The organism is Saccharicrinis sp. GN24d3, assembly GCF_052400645.1.
Lineage (GTDB): Bacteria > Bacteroidota > Bacteroidia > Bacteroidales > Marinilabiliaceae > Saccharicrinis.
On sequence record NZ_JBQTGI010000036.1, the window covers coordinates 1 to 16,420 of the forward strand.

At 38.1% G+C, this 16,420-nt stretch carries 11 protein-coding genes; all 11 read right to left on the bottom strand.

What is annotated here, in order from left to right; all coding sequences use genetic code 11:
- On the bottom strand, window positions 1–206 hold a 206-nt coding region (locus ACT29I_RS23705; RefSeq protein WP_444794599.1), incomplete at its 3' end, for a hypothetical protein.
- A gap of 207 nt (window positions 207–413) precedes the next feature.
- Window positions 414–3,533 carry a glycoside hydrolase family 2 TIM barrel-domain containing protein gene (locus ACT29I_RS23710; protein WP_444794600.1) on the bottom strand — a complete coding sequence of 1,040 codons (3,120 nt, stop codon included), beginning with the start codon at window positions 3,531–3,533 and terminating at the stop codon, window positions 414–416.
- A gap of 20 nt (window positions 3,534–3,553) precedes the next feature.
- Window positions 3,554–6,205, bottom strand: coding sequence for a M6 family metalloprotease domain-containing protein (locus ACT29I_RS23715; protein WP_444794601.1), 2,652 nt, complete (start codon window positions 6,203–6,205; stop codon window positions 3,554–3,556).
- 73 nt (window positions 6,206–6,278) lie between these two features.
- Window positions 6,279–6,884 carry a lysine exporter LysO family protein gene (locus tag ACT29I_RS23720; RefSeq protein ID WP_444794602.1) on the bottom strand — a complete coding sequence of 202 codons (606 nt, stop codon included), beginning with the start codon at window positions 6,882–6,884 and terminating at the stop codon, window positions 6,279–6,281.
- Window positions 6,885–6,886: 2 nt separating this feature from the next.
- Window positions 6,887–7,174, bottom strand: a complete 288-nt coding sequence (locus ACT29I_RS23725) for a LysO family transporter (protein WP_444794603.1) — start codon at window positions 7,172–7,174, stop codon at window positions 6,887–6,889.
- Between the two features lie 84 nt (window positions 7,175–7,258).
- Window positions 7,259–8,200 carry a hypothetical protein gene (locus tag ACT29I_RS23730; RefSeq protein ID WP_444794604.1) on the bottom strand — a complete coding sequence of 314 codons (942 nt, stop codon included), beginning with the start codon at window positions 8,198–8,200 and terminating at the stop codon, window positions 7,259–7,261.
- Window positions 8,201–8,218: 18 nt separating this feature from the next.
- Window positions 8,219–9,718 carry a RagB/SusD family nutrient uptake outer membrane protein gene (locus ACT29I_RS23735; protein ID WP_444794605.1) on the bottom strand — a complete coding sequence of 500 codons (1,500 nt, stop codon included), beginning with the start codon at window positions 9,716–9,718 and terminating at the stop codon, window positions 8,219–8,221.
- 19 nt (window positions 9,719–9,737) lie between these two features.
- Entirely contained in the window at window positions 9,738–13,169 is a 3,432-nt protein-coding gene (locus tag ACT29I_RS23740; protein ID WP_444794606.1) for a TonB-dependent receptor, read from the bottom strand.
- A 108-nt stretch (window positions 13,170–13,277) separates the two neighbouring features.
- Complete coding sequence (locus ACT29I_RS23745) at window positions 13,278–14,276, bottom strand: FecR family protein (RefSeq protein ID WP_444794607.1); 999 nt, start codon at window positions 14,274–14,276, stop codon at window positions 13,278–13,280.
- 81 nt (window positions 14,277–14,357) lie between these two features.
- Window positions 14,358–14,909 carry an RNA polymerase sigma-70 factor gene (locus ACT29I_RS23750; protein ID WP_444794608.1) on the bottom strand — a complete coding sequence of 184 codons (552 nt, stop codon included), beginning with the start codon at window positions 14,907–14,909 and terminating at the stop codon, window positions 14,358–14,360.
- A 325-nt stretch (window positions 14,910–15,234) separates the two neighbouring features.
- Window positions 15,235–16,374, bottom strand: coding sequence for an alanine dehydrogenase (gene ald / locus ACT29I_RS23755; RefSeq protein ID WP_444794609.1), 1,140 nt, complete (start codon window positions 16,372–16,374; stop codon window positions 15,235–15,237).
- Window positions 16,375–16,420: the final 46 nt, after the last annotated feature.

Here is a 16,420-nt window from a genome sequence, read left to right on the forward strand (position 1 = left end):
ACATACCGACCACTTCCATGCGACAAAACAAGTTCTTTGTTGAATGTTAAGAAATCGAATGGTTTTTCAAATTGTTGACGGTATCTTTGTTCTTTATGCTTACCATAGCGTCCTAACTGCAAAAAGTTAATACGCCCTTTAATGCATAAAAATAGGATCAGAGTCTCTGTTACAAAGTCTTTTCTCCTTTTATTGATATTTGACATTTTTTCTAACACGCTATAGATGTGTGTTTTATAAATATTATTTCCCCTGATAATCACCTTAATGAAGTTGTCGAAATTCTCTATTAAGATACTGATTACCAGGGATTTAAACAAATAATTTAACTGCTTATTTTATTGATAATCAATGTTTTATATCACTTTCTAACGAAGTGTTGTCATAAAATATTTTTATAAATTCACTAAGAACTAGTCGTAATTCAGCCTACCTAAAGATTTAACCTCATCATTTCTTAAAACAGGTACCAAATAGAAAGAGTATTTATATTCCCCCGCAGGCAAACAATACTCAGGATGGACTCTTGCTCCCCAGCTATTATCACCCCCAACACCTGTTTGTGCATAGTCGACAAAAAATGAATACGCATCCCCTCTTTCCACTGAAGCTCCATGCTTTAACGGTTCATCTTTCTTTTTGTGATATAACTCTTTATAATCAAATGGAAGAATATTGGCACAAAGCGTACTATTGTTTTTAATTAATAATCCAACACCTGAATTATTTAGTATACTTATCCATCTCACATCAGTTTTGTATCCTGTTTCCTGCGGTCGTACATAAGGAAAATACTGATCCTCTACTGACCCAGAATAATGTCCTATAAAAGCAGAGCTTCTTCTGTCTGCATAGTTTTCGTGAGGACCTCTGCCCAACCACTGCACATTGTTAAGTTCATTATTCAGCAACACATGCATTCCAACCCTGGGGAGTTCCGGTAAAAGATGAGCATCGGCCAAAAACTGATATTGAACCTTTACTAACCCATCGGCAAATACAATATATTGTAAATTAACTACCGATTTAGTTACGTCATCCCACAAGGTAGCCTTAATCTTCATTGACTTATTTGCTATTTCTCCAACCTTAAAATCAGTACAAGTCATTCGTTCGCCTGCTTCCTTCCATACAGCAAGTCTCGAAGAAGCACTATTTCCCAAATCATTATCTGTTAAGGCCCGCCAGAACATTGGGCGTAGTTCACCTTTCAGTAATTCCACCTCGTCCACCGTATAACTAACCAAGGTACCCTTTGTCTGATTAAAAGAAAGACTGGCTTTACCTGCTTTTACATGCAGGACATTCTTTTTATTAGATGTTTTTAACTTACCGGATAGCTCCCGAATCGGTGCTTTCGTTTTTATCGGAAGTTGTATTTGCTCACTGGCAACTAAGTGCTTTGAACCCAGCATTGGTTCGCTATTTATCAATCTGGCCTCCAGTTTAATAAAATATTCTGCACCCGGTTGAGGAGAAATTGTTTTATACGGGATATCTACAACTAATGATTCCCCGGCATTTATTATTGGCACATCTATTTCTCCCTTATCAATAGCTTTCCCATCCTCGCTAATTACAAAGGAGAAAATGTAATTCTCAGTATTTTTAAAATCAAATCTATTGGTGATTTTTATTTGATGGCTAGCCATTGGCACAGCCTCAAAATGAAAGTTTTGATATACCTTTTTCACTTCCCATATATGTGGATTTAGGGTACGGTCGGCAGCGACTAATCCGTTGGCACAAAAATTACTGTCGTTAACAACACCTGCAAAGCCCATGTCGCCACCATACCCCCATATATCATTTCCTTTTTTATCTTTTATGGCAAATGTTTGATCTACCCAATCCCAGATAAATCCTCCCTGTAGTTGATGATGTTTATATATCAAGTCCCAGTAATCCTTAAGGTTACCAACGCTGTTTCCCATAGCGTGGGCATATTCGCATAAAATGAGCGGTCGGGTTTGTAAGCGATTGGTATGTCTTTTTAAATGCCACGGGCGGGCATACATCGGACAAATAATGTCAGTGCATGGCGCATCTCCGGCATCTTCTGACTGAACAGGACGGGTATCATCGATCTCCCTTATTAGGTCGTAACAAGCCTGCCAGTTAGGGCCGTTTCCTGACTCATTACCCATGGACCAGATAATGATTGAAGGATGGTTTTTATCGCGTTGTACCATTCGCTCCACCCTGTCGAGATAAGCATTTTTCCACATCGGCTGATTTGCTGTGGCTTTATCAGGTTCGTACCCCATGCCGTGCGACTCAATATTAGCCTCACCTACCAGGTACATTCCGTATTTATCGCACAGGTCGTACCATTCTTCGCAGTTTGGATAATGGCTGGTACGTACAGCATTAATATTAAATTGCTTCATCAGACGAATATCCTTCTCCATGCTTTCTACAGAAATAACACGACATGTATTCGGATCATGTTCATGACGGTTCACTCCTTTAATCAGAATGGGTTTTCCATTCACCAACAATTGACCACCGCTGATCTCAACACTTCTAAAACCCACCTGACGGGTCAAACTTTCAATCACTTTCCCTTCCTTGGTTTTATGGTTCAGTATTAAGGTGTATAAGTTAGGAATTTCCGCATTCCAGGTTTTAACCGAATCAATTTTGGTGACAAACTTTTGAGACTTCCCGGCTTTTCCATTTGCCTTGTAAACTTCTTTATCTCCGTACAATAAACAAACTTCTACCTGATCTTCATTTCTGTTTTCCCCTCTAAATCGTGTTGTCACATTAAACACCCCATCACGATAATCATTTTCCAGGTCTGCCTTTACAAAAAAATCATTTAGGTGAAACCTGGGACGAGCCATCAGGAAAACATCACGTTCCAGGCCACTTACCTTCCAATAATCCTGATCTTCGAGATAAGCACCATCACTAAAACGGTATACCTCCAGGGCCACAGTATTTTCTCCTTTACTAAGATATTGCGTGATATTAAATTCAGCCGGCAGTTTACTGCCCTGGCTATACCCCACTTTTTGTCCGTTTACCCAAATGTAAAAAGCCGATTTTACACTCCCCAGGTGGATAAATATCTCTTTTCCTTTCCAATCTGCAGGTATCTTAAATGGCTTTTTATAGCTTCCTACCGGATTAAAGTCATGCGGTATAAAAGGTGGATTAGCAGGGAAAGGATATGACACATCAGTATAAATAGGCGTACCAAAACCTTGTATCTCCCAATTTCCAGGCACTTCAATATTACTCCACCCACTCACATCAAAACCGTCTTTATAAAAATCAATAGGTCTGTCGGCAGGAGTCTTCACAAATGAGAATTTCCAGGTGCCGTTAAGCGATTTAATAAACGGACTGTCATACTTATTACGCCACGGATTTACATCCTCCACATCAAAAGGGATAAAAGTGGCATGAGCATGTTCTTTGTTAATATTGAAAACTTCAGTGTTTTCCCAATCCACTTGCCCCTGTTGTTGAGCAATGGCGGTTAAAAAAGAAAATAGTAATATGATAATATAAAATAGTTTCATCTTAGTTAGTGAATAAATTATTAATTTAATTTCCTGAATTTCATAGCGATAACCCTCCCATCTCCTGTATGAACAACAACAATATATACTCCGGTTTTCAAGGCACTTACAGATACATTCATCTGGTTTTTACGGCTTATAAGCAGCTGTCCCACCAAATTAATTACATCGACCTGCTTTACCGGCGATACCGTATTAAAATGTAGTTGCTGAAGCACGTCATCGTAATGCACAACCACAGCCTGGTTGGCCTGCAAATCCCATATGGCATTATCCTCGTTGATTTTAACACTCACATCATCCCAGAACCAGCCACGTGCCATCTCCTGATCGATACAAAATCCCAGATAAATCACTTCGCCTTTAAAACTTTTGGGTAAAGTCACTATGGTTTCCTCCCACACCTCACTTTGTTCGGGGTGTCCATTGTAAATCTCTGTCCAGGTATTCTTATCCAATGATACCGCCACCTTGTTTCCCGCTTCTCCATTAAGCACATATTTCTGCCAAAAAGAAAATTCCAGGCTTTCATACCCCTTGGTATCAATAGCTGGTGATATTAGCCAGAACACTTCCTTATTACTGTTACTGCCAAAGAACTGCATGCCATAAGCACCTCCCGTTGTATGGTTCGTACCCACCCCGGTCTTCCATTTATTTACTGTGCCCTGGTCACCATCATACGCATGCCATCCATGAGGTAATGCAGGTGGTACTACATTTTCAAAATCCTCGACAAACAAGCGAGCGCCCTCTTCCTTGTTGAAATAATGAATTTTAATATTTTCTTTCTCCGGGAATTGAACCTCATCCAATGTTTTTGTCATAAATGCTTCACGTGCAAAGTGTATAGCAACATTATCGAGGTTATTTTCAGCTTCATGTAAAGGTGCTTTACCTTCGAGCATAAATTCAAGTTGTACTGCACTTATTTTTTTGGCACTAATGGTATAAGCTTCCGGCATATTACTGACCGTATATGAGCTGGCTGGCAAGTGATCATCAATAAAGTTAAATTCATCTCCTTCCAGTTCAACTCTGATACTGTTTCTGATACTCCCGTCATTCAAATATGATTCCTTCCACATATCTCCATACCACGACAACACAGGATCTGGCTGTACAATTTCAAAAGACATTACACCTTCGTCCAATGATTTTATATGGGCAAAAGACACTCCTGATGATCCTCCATCGAAAAGTTTGGTGGATGGCATCGTATTAGCATCTAACTTGAGCTCGCTATGATCTGCCGTAAATAAATCATTTGCTGATCCCCGGTCTTTAGCAGCATATAAACCTTCATTATACTCAAAATCGGCTTCAAGTAAGCGAATGCCGGGATACCTACGATTATCATTAACACCTCTCTCTTTAACCATCATCTTTTTACTTACCTGATAAACAGCAAGACCCGATGCTGGCTGAGCAATATCATTCATCTCAGCCTGACGGTTTTCTACAAGAAAATACTGATCATCGCTTTTAGTGTTGACTTTTGCCAACTGATTCGGATGACTATTCATTGACCGAAGAGTCACTTGCCCCCAGTTATCGAAGTTTTTTTCGATGGGTTGCTCCCATCCTAACTTATAACGTGACCAGGCACAAAAGTTTGATGGCCGGTAGCCATTGTCGAGCCAGGAACCAGCCGACATTATAGCCCAGTGTCCCAGCCCATTAGATCGACCGGAACCGTCATATAAATCGGGCAAACCCAAAGCATGGCCAAATTCGTGTACAAAAGTACCGATACCGGCAGCCTGAACAACACCGTTATATTGCCTTGTTTCGCAGGCTATCACGTAATTATCAATTTTAACACCATCGTAATTAACAGCCTTATTCACTGTACCCGACAGGCTCCATGAATGCGGCCATATATATCGTTCTTCACCAAAATTATCAGCACCCAATCCTGCATGCATCACGATAATGGCATCCACCTTTCCGTCTTTATCATTATCATACTTTGAGAAATCCACACCATCATTTTCAGCCTCATCCACAGCTTTTCGCACCAGGTTACCCGTTAGGTACATTCCTTTTGATTCAGAGAAATTAGTATAAGGTTCGTTACAGCTATACCAACCGACAACATCAACATTTATATTTAACTGCTTGTGTGAAGCCTTTTCATAGAATTCCTTAAAACCGGCTTTTTCAAGTGTGCCCGGATCATTAAACAACGCATCTATATCTGCTTTTCCAATTTGATGTTTTTTATTCGAAAACTCTACTAATAGCAGCAGAATATTCAAATCACCTTTGGAAGGAACTGAATGCGTTGTCTGAATTGACTTTAACTTTGGATATTGTGTATTTACAGCATCCTGAACCTGCAATAAAGATGTTTTGTATTTTTCCTGATGATACTTATTTAAAGGTGTAACCCCTACTTCTTTATCAGTAACGATTAATTCATTCTCTTTATAATAAGCATAGAAATACCCATTATTCTTCCGACAACAGGGAATTCCATCTTCGGTTAATAAATAATTAAAGATATTGTCACCATATGGAAATAATGTGATGTTTTTCCCTTTTGAGTTTTTATAAATTACAGGATTGGAACATATAGGTGAACCAATCACCACTTTTTGCTGCTGAGCATTTATGGTTTTACTACCACAAAAAGAACAGACAATTAATAAAAGAAATATCTTTTGCATAATCTTTCATTGTGAAATATTGAAAAAAGTTGACCGCGCAGGTTAGCAGCATACAGCCTACAAACATAAGATGTTACAGCACCTCTAAAATTAAGGTAACCAGGACAGGTACTAGTATTGTGAGAACCATTCCGCTAAAAATTGCAATAATGCCATACTCTTTACCGCTAAATCTGACAATAATGGGTAAGGTAGTATCCATGGCAGTTGCTCCACCTGAAGCAATGCCCGACAACTTACCAAAGAACCGAACCATAATAGGTAACGCTAACAGAGTAATTATTTCACGAAAGATATTTGACAATAAGGCAATGACCCCCAGCTCTTTTCCACTCAACTCACTAATAAATATGCTTGACAATGAATAATAACCAAATCCTGCACCTACTGCCATGGCTTCTTTAGCATTAATATCTTTTAACATCAAAGATACCAGTGCTGTTCCAGCTAAACTGCCTACTACAACCAGTAAGGGCACCAGTACAATTTTAAAATTTATTTTACGAAGCACATAAAATGCAGATGTATCACTCCCGATACTAATGCCCACTAAAAACATTAATACGAACAAAGCATAAGTAGTTAAATCTTCAGAGAGTAGCCATTGTGGAAAATAATTGAGTATACCACCTAATAAACCCACCGAAAAAAAAGCCAGAATAATTAAACTTCCCTTCATTGTTATTTTTGATTATGGGTTTTAAAAAACAATTGATAAACTACTTTGGCCAATAAAACACTCCCAAGAACGGCTCCTAAAGTTAACCATAGGGCCTTATAACCTATTAGTGAAAAATTATTGATGATCTCTTTGTTAATACCAACCGAAATACCCAATAAAAAAAGTAACAGATACACTGACCATGTAACAGCCAAATCTACATTCTTCCGTGTTTTTTTCTTTTCGCGAAACAGTCTTCCAAACCCTATGCCCAGACCAAATAAAGCAATTACTATATATGAAGTCATTATTCAAAAAATAACATTAATCAATTTACAATGGAATAAGAGCCCGACTTAACAGGCTCTATTATCAATATTATTTGAATAATTCTATTTCTTTATCATCTTACAGGCTGCACTACACCAAGGGAAACTACCTTCGCTACCGTCATCTGTAACATAGTCGAATTGAATAATGTCCATAATGAAATTTTCATCATCCAGAGTGGCAATTAAATCATTTTTTAACCACCAGGCTCCCTTGCTATCCCAACCATTGTCTAATTTAGTTCCCGCCGGCACAATAAATTTAATATTATTTAAATCTGAGGCATCCACCGTTCCCTCCATTTCAAGGCCATTACCCCAAAAGTTCTTGATCACCAACTCATATGGTTTACCTGTAGCAGATACAGAAGCATCTCTGGTCCAATCACCATTGTCCGCTTCAAATATATAATCTCCTTCCCAACCGGACACATCATACAAAATTTTATTTAAAGAAATGGTTGTCTTCCCATTGGAGTTGCGAGCACCTGTACCCACTGTTTTTATATTCAGCACCACTTTTTTCTCGACATCCGCTTCTAACTTTTCATTATCAATAGAAAAAGGCACTTCAACAAAACTCTCTCCTTCTTTTATTACCAGATCGGTTGATTGAATATCAAACTCCACACCCGTCAAGGCAGTGGTAGAAGGATCAAGCTCAATTTGTACCGCGATATCTTGTTGGGCTTTTTTACCAAATAACCTTAAGCGGATCACATCGATTTTTTCCTCAAGTGGTGAGATGATCACATTAGCTTTGTAGGTTTCAGCATCCCACATTACCACAGAAGACTCTTGTTCTGAATCAAAGAGACCATCTGTTTCGCATGACCACATAAAAGATGCCGTCAATATTATTATTAAAGAATATATTAATATTTTCATCTGTCTAAAAATTAACAAAACCTTGATAGCCGGTGCAATTTCCACTTCCGAATCGAGTTCGGAGCAGGCTACCCACCTTAGTGGACTAATTATTTGCTCCGGCCATGCCGGTTTCATCTGTTTATATTTTGATTATTACAAAGCACTATTCGAATTTGTCTCGGATTCAGGAATTGGGAAATAAGCCTTATCTGTCGAAGAGAAATTCTCAGCTCCCGGTTTCCCGCTATTCTTCATTTTGTTCTCCAACAAATCCATCCCCCAACGTCTCAGATCGAAGAAACGATGTCCTTCATAGGCTAATTCAACTGCTCGTTCATGCATGATACGATTGCGCATCTGCTCTTTAGATAATCCGGCAGATAACACAGGCATGTGGGCCCGAGCTCTAACACGGTCAATAAAAGGCTTGGCAGCATCCGCTGTTTCTGTTTCATTTATAGCCTCTGCATACATCAATAATACATCTGAAAAACGTAACAATGGTATATTCTGTGATGAATACCAGGCTGAATTATCTTCTTCAGGAATATCGCTTAAGGTGTACTTTCTAAAGATAGCCCTGTTCGATTCTGCCCCAAAAACATAGCTATAGGATTGACCAAAAATGTCTACATCCGTATCGTTAAAAAATAAGGTTTCATACAAGCGTGTATCGTATTTACCCGTAGATGCAACCTGGCCTTCAGCTTTAAATTCATCCACCATATTTTGCGTTGCTTCAATGTTTCCCCATCCACCAATTTCCGGTGCTGAGGTAAACTTCGCGCTGACATGTCCAATATGACGACCGTTTGACCTCACAGAAGAGTATTGAATCTCAAAAACAGATTCCTTGTTATTCTCATTCGATCCGTCAAAATTACTCTTGAAATTATTGACCAAATCGTAGTTACCAATCTTATCGACCACCAATTTTTCCAATTGCTCTGCTGCATCACCAAATTTACCCTGGTATAACAAGGCTTTCCCTAAAAATCCAATAGCAGCTCCTTTTGTAGCTCTTCCCTGCTTAGACTTTATATATTGTTCCGGCAGTACTGAAATAGCATCATTAAAATCCTGTTCGATCAGCTTCCATACATCATCTCTTTCGCTTAGTGGCTTAGACAAGTCAGCTTCACCTGCAGGTGCTTTGTCCTGAAGAATAATTTTTTCCCAGTTATTTAACAAGCGAAAGTGTAACAGTCCTCTCAAAAATTTTGCTTCTGCCACAATACGATCCCGTTCATCCTTTTTTATTTTCTCCTCATTCATGGCACCCACCTTCTCAATTACCTGATTAGCATGAAATATTCCCCGATAGGCATCCTGCCAATAAATAGTACTTCGACTATTGCCCTCGGTATTGCTAAAAGTTGATATTGCTGTCCAGTCTGCGTATCGGTCGGGACCCGGCATGCACATATCTGAACGAAAATGTTCCACTACAAAGTTTACTTCGGTTACATTCCAACGATCTGCTGCTCCAATTTGGGCATAAACTGTTGCCAGGGCAGCTTCTGCATCAGCCTGGTTTCTGTAAAAAGCATCACTGGTCAATTTATCATCGGGTTTCTGTGTCAAAAATTCATCCTCACAAGCCCAAAGAAAGGGGAGTAACCCACAAATAAAATATGCTATATATCTTTTCATTATCGTCATTGTTTTTTGTTTAGAAAGTCATTTGAACACCAAATAAGAACATCCTGGACATGGGGTACAGTGAAGTGTCCAATCCGGGACTCCACACATCGGATCGTCCAATTTCAGGATCCTGACCGGAATAATCGGTGAAAGTAAACAGGTTCTGACCACTCACATAAAGACGAGCCCTTTGAATCCTTGCTTTTTGTGTTAATTCGCCAGGTAAAGTATAACCCAACTGGATATTTTTAACTCTCATGAAATCTCCATCTTCCAGGAACCGTGTGGACTCCCGGCTATTCTGGTTAGGATCTCCAATAACCGCTCTTGGCATAGATGTACTCCTATTTTCGGTTGTCCAGGCATTTAAAGTGGATGCAAATAAATTTCTTTTGGTACGCATCGATTCATAATAATACCTGTTACCATTATATATTTTATGCCCACCTGCTCCATGCAACAACACCGACAAATCAAAGGATTTATAAGACGCATCGAGGCTGAAACTGAAATTATATTTTGGTATACCAACCCCACTAAAAGCTTTGTCATCAGGATCTATTTTTCCGTTATCATCCAGATCTTTAAATCTTATATCACCAGGTTTGGCTCCTGGTTGTATTACTGTTTCCTCACTATTCACGTGAGCATTTACCTCTTCCGGACTTTGGAAAATACCATCTGTTTGATACAACCAGTATGATCCAAGAGCATAACCTTGTCTGGTTTGATGTGCAAAATGTTCTGAATAGTTCAATGCAGCTCCGGCAATACTTTCTTCGGCATATCCCATTTTGGTAACTTCATTTTTTGTTGTGCTAAGTGCTCCAAACAATGAATATTTAAGATCTCCAATATTGTTATGGTAGTTTAATTCCAGTTCGAATCCACTGTTAGTCATTTCACCGAAATTAACAGTCGGTGTTTTAAGACCTGTTGATGGTGCAATAGGCTTATTCACCAACATATCAGAAGTTTCATTATTGTAGTAGTTTAGACTGGCTGACAGTTTATTATTAAATAAACCTACATCAACCCCGATATTTATGGTTGTTGTTTTTTCCCATCTATATTTACGATTTTCAAGATCTCTGGCTATCGTCCCTGTCCAGACAGACTCACCCAAACCTTGAGAATAAGATAAAAATTCGCTGGTACCACTTGACATCAGTGGTAAATATTGATAGTGACTTAAACTGTTTTCATTACCCAACACACCATAACTGGCTCTCAGCTTTAAATTACTAAGTAAATCAACATCCTGCATAAATGCTTCCTCGGTCATACGCCACCCCACAGCCACAGAAGGGAATGTTCCATATCGTGAATCCGGTCCAAACTTAGAAGAACCATCGCGTCGTACAGTAGCCTGAATCAGGTAACGATTATCAAATGAATAATTGGCACGCCCAACAATAGAAGCCCGGGTATATGTAAAACGAGTACCTCCCACATTTTTGGTTCCATCCATACCTGCGTCCAGGGTATTAAAACCATGATCAAGAAATCCTGCTGGCACTTCGTCTACAACCAGTACAGGATCCCCATCATCATTAAGCTCAGCACCGTAATCATTTTTAAAACCTGTTATACTGGCCTCCATCCAGTCACTTTCTGCTTTTTTAGCAATATAACCGGCCATCAAACTAATACTATGCTTCCCAAAATTTTTATTGTAGCTCAGTATATTATTAATATTATACTCTCTCCAGTTGCTACGCATCTCATAAACTGTTGGATAAAAGACCTGTTCCTTATCGTTAATATTGTAAGCAGGGTTATGAGAGAAACTATGACGATTACTGTTATTAAAACCAGCCTCAAACTTATAATTAAGTCCTTTAACAATATCTATGCTTACATATCCATTAACAGACAAATATTGATCTGTATATTGATTATCATTAAAATATTCAGTACCAATAGGGTTATTATTAGCTGGCATACCTTTATTGGTATCGGCGTACCCAAAACCACTTTCGCGCGAATCGTCATAAATAGGTATAATAGGGAGAATCTCATATGTTTCTCTTATACTAAGCGCACGATTATCCCTATCGGTTTGATTGTAACTGAAATTGATACCTCCCTTTAGCCAATCTTCACCAAAATCAATTTTTGATCTTAAGTTAGCTTTCTGAAAATCAGTTCCTATAATTGTACCATCCTGATCTAACCAACCGGCAGATACATAATATTGATTTTTCTCTGTACCACCTTTTAAGCTCACATTATATTCCTGCATGGGAGCCTGGCGGAAAACAGCACCTAACCAATCTGTATCGAAGTAATAAGGTTCAGATAGAAAGGCAGGCTTGCTTTCATCAGAATTATTATCGTACATTGTATTCATCACCTGCATGTACTGTTCTGCATTAGCCATATCCAGCTCCGAAGTCTGAATTTGTTGTGCCCACTTAGCCGAAAAATCAATCGTTAATTTTCCACTTTCTCCTTTTTTGGTTGTAATGAGAATAACACCATTGGCTGCTTCCGTACCATATATAGCCGCTGCCGCACCATCTTTTAAAACCTCCATAGATGCAATGTCGGCAGGGTTTAACATGTACATGCTACCCGGAACCCCATCAATAATAACTAAAGGTGCATTGTTGTTTAAGGTACTGGCCCCCCTTATTTTAATATCCATCCCTGCACCGGGGCTTCCTCCAATGGAAGTGATGCTTACGCCTACCATTCTTCCTTGCAATGCTTCTGCGGGATTTGATACAGAAACCTTGGAAAGTTTGTCACTTTTTACACTGGCCACGGCGCCTGTTAAATCGCTTTTCTTTTGCACACCATAACCCACTGCAACAATTTCGTCTAAGCCGATAGACTCTTCAATTAGTGTAATATCAAACCGCATACGGTCGCCAATCGCAATCGTTTGCGTTTGATAACCAATAAAAGAAAACACAAGGTTTTGTGCACCTCCATCTACTTTTAACTCATAATCTCCATCTATATTGGTGATTGTACCCGTTGTAGTTCCTTCAACAAAAACATTAACACCTGGTAATGATTCTCCTTTAGAATCTACTACTTTACCTTTAATAATTCTTGTTAAATCCTGTTGGCCACTACTGGCATTATCGCGCTCTAATATAACAATTAACTTATCGGATATCTTATAAATTAATTTAGAGTCTTTCAGTGCGATATTCAACACTTCGGAAATATTTAAGTTATTCAGTTCAGCATCTATTACCTTCTGAAGATTTACATGATCATCCTTAAAAAAGACTGTAAAATTAGTTTGTTCCTCTATTCCAGAAAATATCTGTTGCAGTGTATTCTGCTGATTTTTAAAAATTAACTTTTGTGTTTGGGAGTATGTAGATGCAGAGACTTGCATCATACCAAAAATTATAAAGATTAAGGATATTTTCATAATCTTCCACTGTTTTGAATTGACATTTGGACATAACAATCCCATGTCGTTAGATTTTTTTTTCATAAATTTGAATGATTTTTTAAAAATACTTGATTTTAAATGAATCTAAACAGGAGGGTGTTGCTGCATCTTCCTGTTTTTTTAACGCTTTGCAAATTCCTTTCACATAGGCTATTGTATTTTAAAATTAATTAATATATCTCTGTGATTAGCGGTATACTCAATAGGTGTGGTCATTTGAATCGCATCCAATACCTGCCAAATGGTTTCCTCATTTCTAAATTTTCCGGTGTATTTTAAATCCTTTAATTCGTTACCCACAAAGGATATTTTTACATCGTACCATTTTTCGAGACGAATCATCAACTCCGAAAAAGGTATGCTTTCAAAATAAAACTCATTTCGGGTCCAATTGGTTTCTAACTCCAGATTGGCCGTTTGAATCTTTAACTTATTGCCCTTAAATTTTGCTTTTTGTCCGGGCTTTAATATCACACCTTCATTTTTGTTATATCCCTTTCGGCTCAGTTGAACTTTACCATTTACCAGCGTAGTTTCAATTCTATTGAATTCAGGATAAGCCATTATATTAAACTCGGTTCCTAAAACACTAACATTTAAGTCATCCACATCAACAACAAAAGGTCTTGAAGCATCATGGGCAACATTAAAATAACCTTCTCCCGTAAGTTTTACATGACGTCTTTTTTCTGAAAAATCATTGGCATATTGTAACTGAGATCCTGCATTTAACATTACAGTAGTTCCATCCGGCAACTCTACCGTTGACTTGGAACCATAAGGAACCTCCACTTTGGTAAATTTTGCCTGGGAAGCAGAATTAAAAGGATCGACAAATAAAACGTAAGTAACCAGAAAAACAATAGCTGCTACAGATGCAATTTTCAGGCTTTCTGTTAGAATACTTCTATAGGTAAATTTATGTTGTACCTGAGTAGTTTGTTTTGATAATTTTTCCCAGGCTAATGGTGTAGTATCCGTATTTGCTACTGAAGGTGTGGTATCCCACACATCCTTTAGTTGAAAATATTTAGCCTCATTGGATGGTGATTCCTGTATCCATTTTTTTAACTGAAGCAGCTCCTGTTCTGAAGCTGTATGATCAAAACTACAAATTATAATTCTCTCTATTTCTTCCAATTCCTTCATCTGCGGTTCTAAAATTCTTTCTGTTTTCTTTATACCAAGACAGATGAATTCAAAAAACTACGTCAAAGAGATTATGTTTTTTTATGAGAATATCGAATTTAACTTGGCAATCGGCACCAATTCTTTACGTAACTTGTTTAATGCCCGATAAATACGCGTCTCCACAGTTCGTTGTGAAATTTTTAATTTTTCAGCGATCTCTTTATTTTTTAAGCCTTGATAACGACTTAATACAACCACTTCCTTATAATCTGGTGACAATTTGTTTACTGCTTCTTCAATAAGCTTAGCTAATTCTTTTTGAATCAGGGATTCTTCTCTGTTATAATAGTCTAATTCAATATTCATCAGCTCTAAAAAGATAGCTTGGTGGTGTGTTGCTCTGATTTTAAGTTGTTCAAGATGATTTAAGCACAGATGGTAAACTGTTTTATAAATAAATGCTTTAAGTGAAGCGTTTATTACTATCTTATTTCTATTTTCCCATAACTTAACAAATGCCTCTTGCACAATATCAGAAGCTACATCATGCCTTTCAACAAACTTTAACGCATAAAACACCAATGACCGGTGATGATCCGCAAAGAAACGTTCAAAGTTATCGGGATTAATTAATTGATTTTCTCCTGACATCAATTAGTGCTTTTTAATAGATAATTAATTCCACCAAAATCCTAACCACCTCATTATAGGAAACTTCATTTTTCCTTTGTGACTAAAATAATTAAAACTAACTCATCCACCAATAATAAAAATCATGAATTTTTTTACATAAACAGACAACTCATCGATAAATACGAAACAACAATTAACAAAAAAGGAAAGTCGACTTTAAAAATACTTTGGTGAAGAATTTGGAATTCGCAACTGTTTATCAGCCTTAACTCCATCCTATTTCTATTCCTATAGTCAACTTTCCACAACACTCTTTCAAAATCAGATTTTATCAATCCAATTTTCAGTAACTATTCACTAAACATGGCTGTTGAATTACATCATCAACATCATAGTAATCCAGCCCAAAAACATCAGCAACGCTTTTATAAACCACTTTACCATCCACTATATTCAGGCCTTTTCTTATGGGTATATCATTTTGACAGGCCTTTTCCCATCCTTCATTGGCTATACGAATGGCATATGGTAAAGTAGCATTGGTCAGTGCCAGTGTGGAAGTATAAGGAACAGCACCGGGCATGTTTGCAACGGAATAATGAATCACACCATCAATCTCATAAGTTGGATCATCATGAGTAGTTGGGTGGGTGGTTTCAAAGCACCCTCCCTGGTCTACGGCAACATCCACAATAACCGTTCCTTTTTTCATGGTTTTCAACATATCCCTTGTAACAAGTTTTGGAGCTTTAGCACCTGGAATTAATACAGCGCCAATAATTAAATCAGCTGTTTGCACCAATGCCCGAATCGCATACTCATTAGACATCATCGTTTTAACATTAGCCGGCATTATGTCATCAAGGTAGCGTAATCGCTCAAGATCACGATCCAATATAGTCACATCCGAGCCCAAACCAGCAGCCATTTTAGCAGCTTCAGTTCCCACTATACCTCCGCCAATAATGACTACTTTAGCAGGTGGAACACCGGGTACTCCACCAGGCAGTACACCACGCCCGCCAAATGTACGTTCAAGATATTTAGCACCCTGCTGAACTGACATTCTGCCCGCGACTTCTGACATGGGGATCAATAATGGTAAGCTTCTTTCTTGCGGTTCAATAGTTTCATAAGCCAAACAAACCCCTTTGCTTTGGATCATCGCATCTGTCAATGGCCTACACGAAGCAAAGTGAAAGTAAGTAAAAAGAATTTGTCCTTCACGAACCAGTTTATACTCAGGCTCAATGGGTTCTTTCACTTTTATAATCATCTCTGCTATTCCGTAAACATCTTCAATAGAAGGAAGAATTTTACCTCCCGCCTTCAAGTATTCTTCATCTGTAAATCCACTACCATTTCCAGCAGTAGTTTGGATAAAAACTTCATGACCGTGTTTAACCAATTCTGATGTTCCTGCAGGTGTTACCCCCACACGGTTTTCATTATTTTTAATCTCCTGTGGTATGCCTATTTTCATTACTATCTATATAAATTGTATTTTTGTAACAACAGGATCATTGTTA

What these genes read in the sequence shown, in the direction of transcription:
- ACT29I_RS23735 (WP_444794605.1), bottom strand. Translation starts at nt 9,718, where the DNA reads ATGAAAAGATATATAGCATATTTTATTTGTGGGTTACTCCCCTTTCTT.
- ald (WP_444794609.1), bottom strand. Translation starts at nt 16,374, where the DNA reads ATGAAAATAGGCATACCACAGGAGATTAAAAATAATGAAAACCGTGTG.
- ACT29I_RS23710 (WP_444794600.1), bottom strand. Translation starts at nt 3,533, where the DNA reads ATGAAACTATTTTATATTATCATATTACTATTTTCTTTTTTAACCGCC.
- ACT29I_RS23725 (WP_444794603.1), bottom strand. Translation starts at nt 7,174, where the DNA reads ATGACTTCATATATAGTAATTGCTTTATTTGGTCTGGGCATAGGGTTT.
- ACT29I_RS23730 (WP_444794604.1), bottom strand. Translation starts at nt 8,200, where the DNA reads ATGAAACCGGCATGGCCGGAGCAAATAATTAGTCCACTAAGGTGGGTA.
- ACT29I_RS23715 (WP_444794601.1), bottom strand. Translation starts at nt 6,205, where the DNA reads ATGCAAAAGATATTTCTTTTATTAATTGTCTGTTCTTTTTGTGGTAGT.
- ACT29I_RS23750 (WP_444794608.1), bottom strand. Translation starts at nt 14,909, where the DNA reads ATGTCAGGAGAAAATCAATTAATTAATCCCGATAACTTTGAACGTTTC.
- ACT29I_RS23745 (WP_444794607.1), bottom strand. Translation starts at nt 14,276, where the DNA reads ATGAAGGAATTGGAAGAAATAGAGAGAATTATAATTTGTAGTTTTGAT.
- ACT29I_RS23740 (WP_444794606.1), bottom strand. Translation starts at nt 13,169, where the DNA reads ATGAAAAAAAAATCTAACGACATGGGATTGTTATGTCCAAATGTCAAT.
- ACT29I_RS23720 (WP_444794602.1), bottom strand. Translation starts at nt 6,884, where the DNA reads ATGAAGGGAAGTTTAATTATTCTGGCTTTTTTTTCGGTGGGTTTATTA.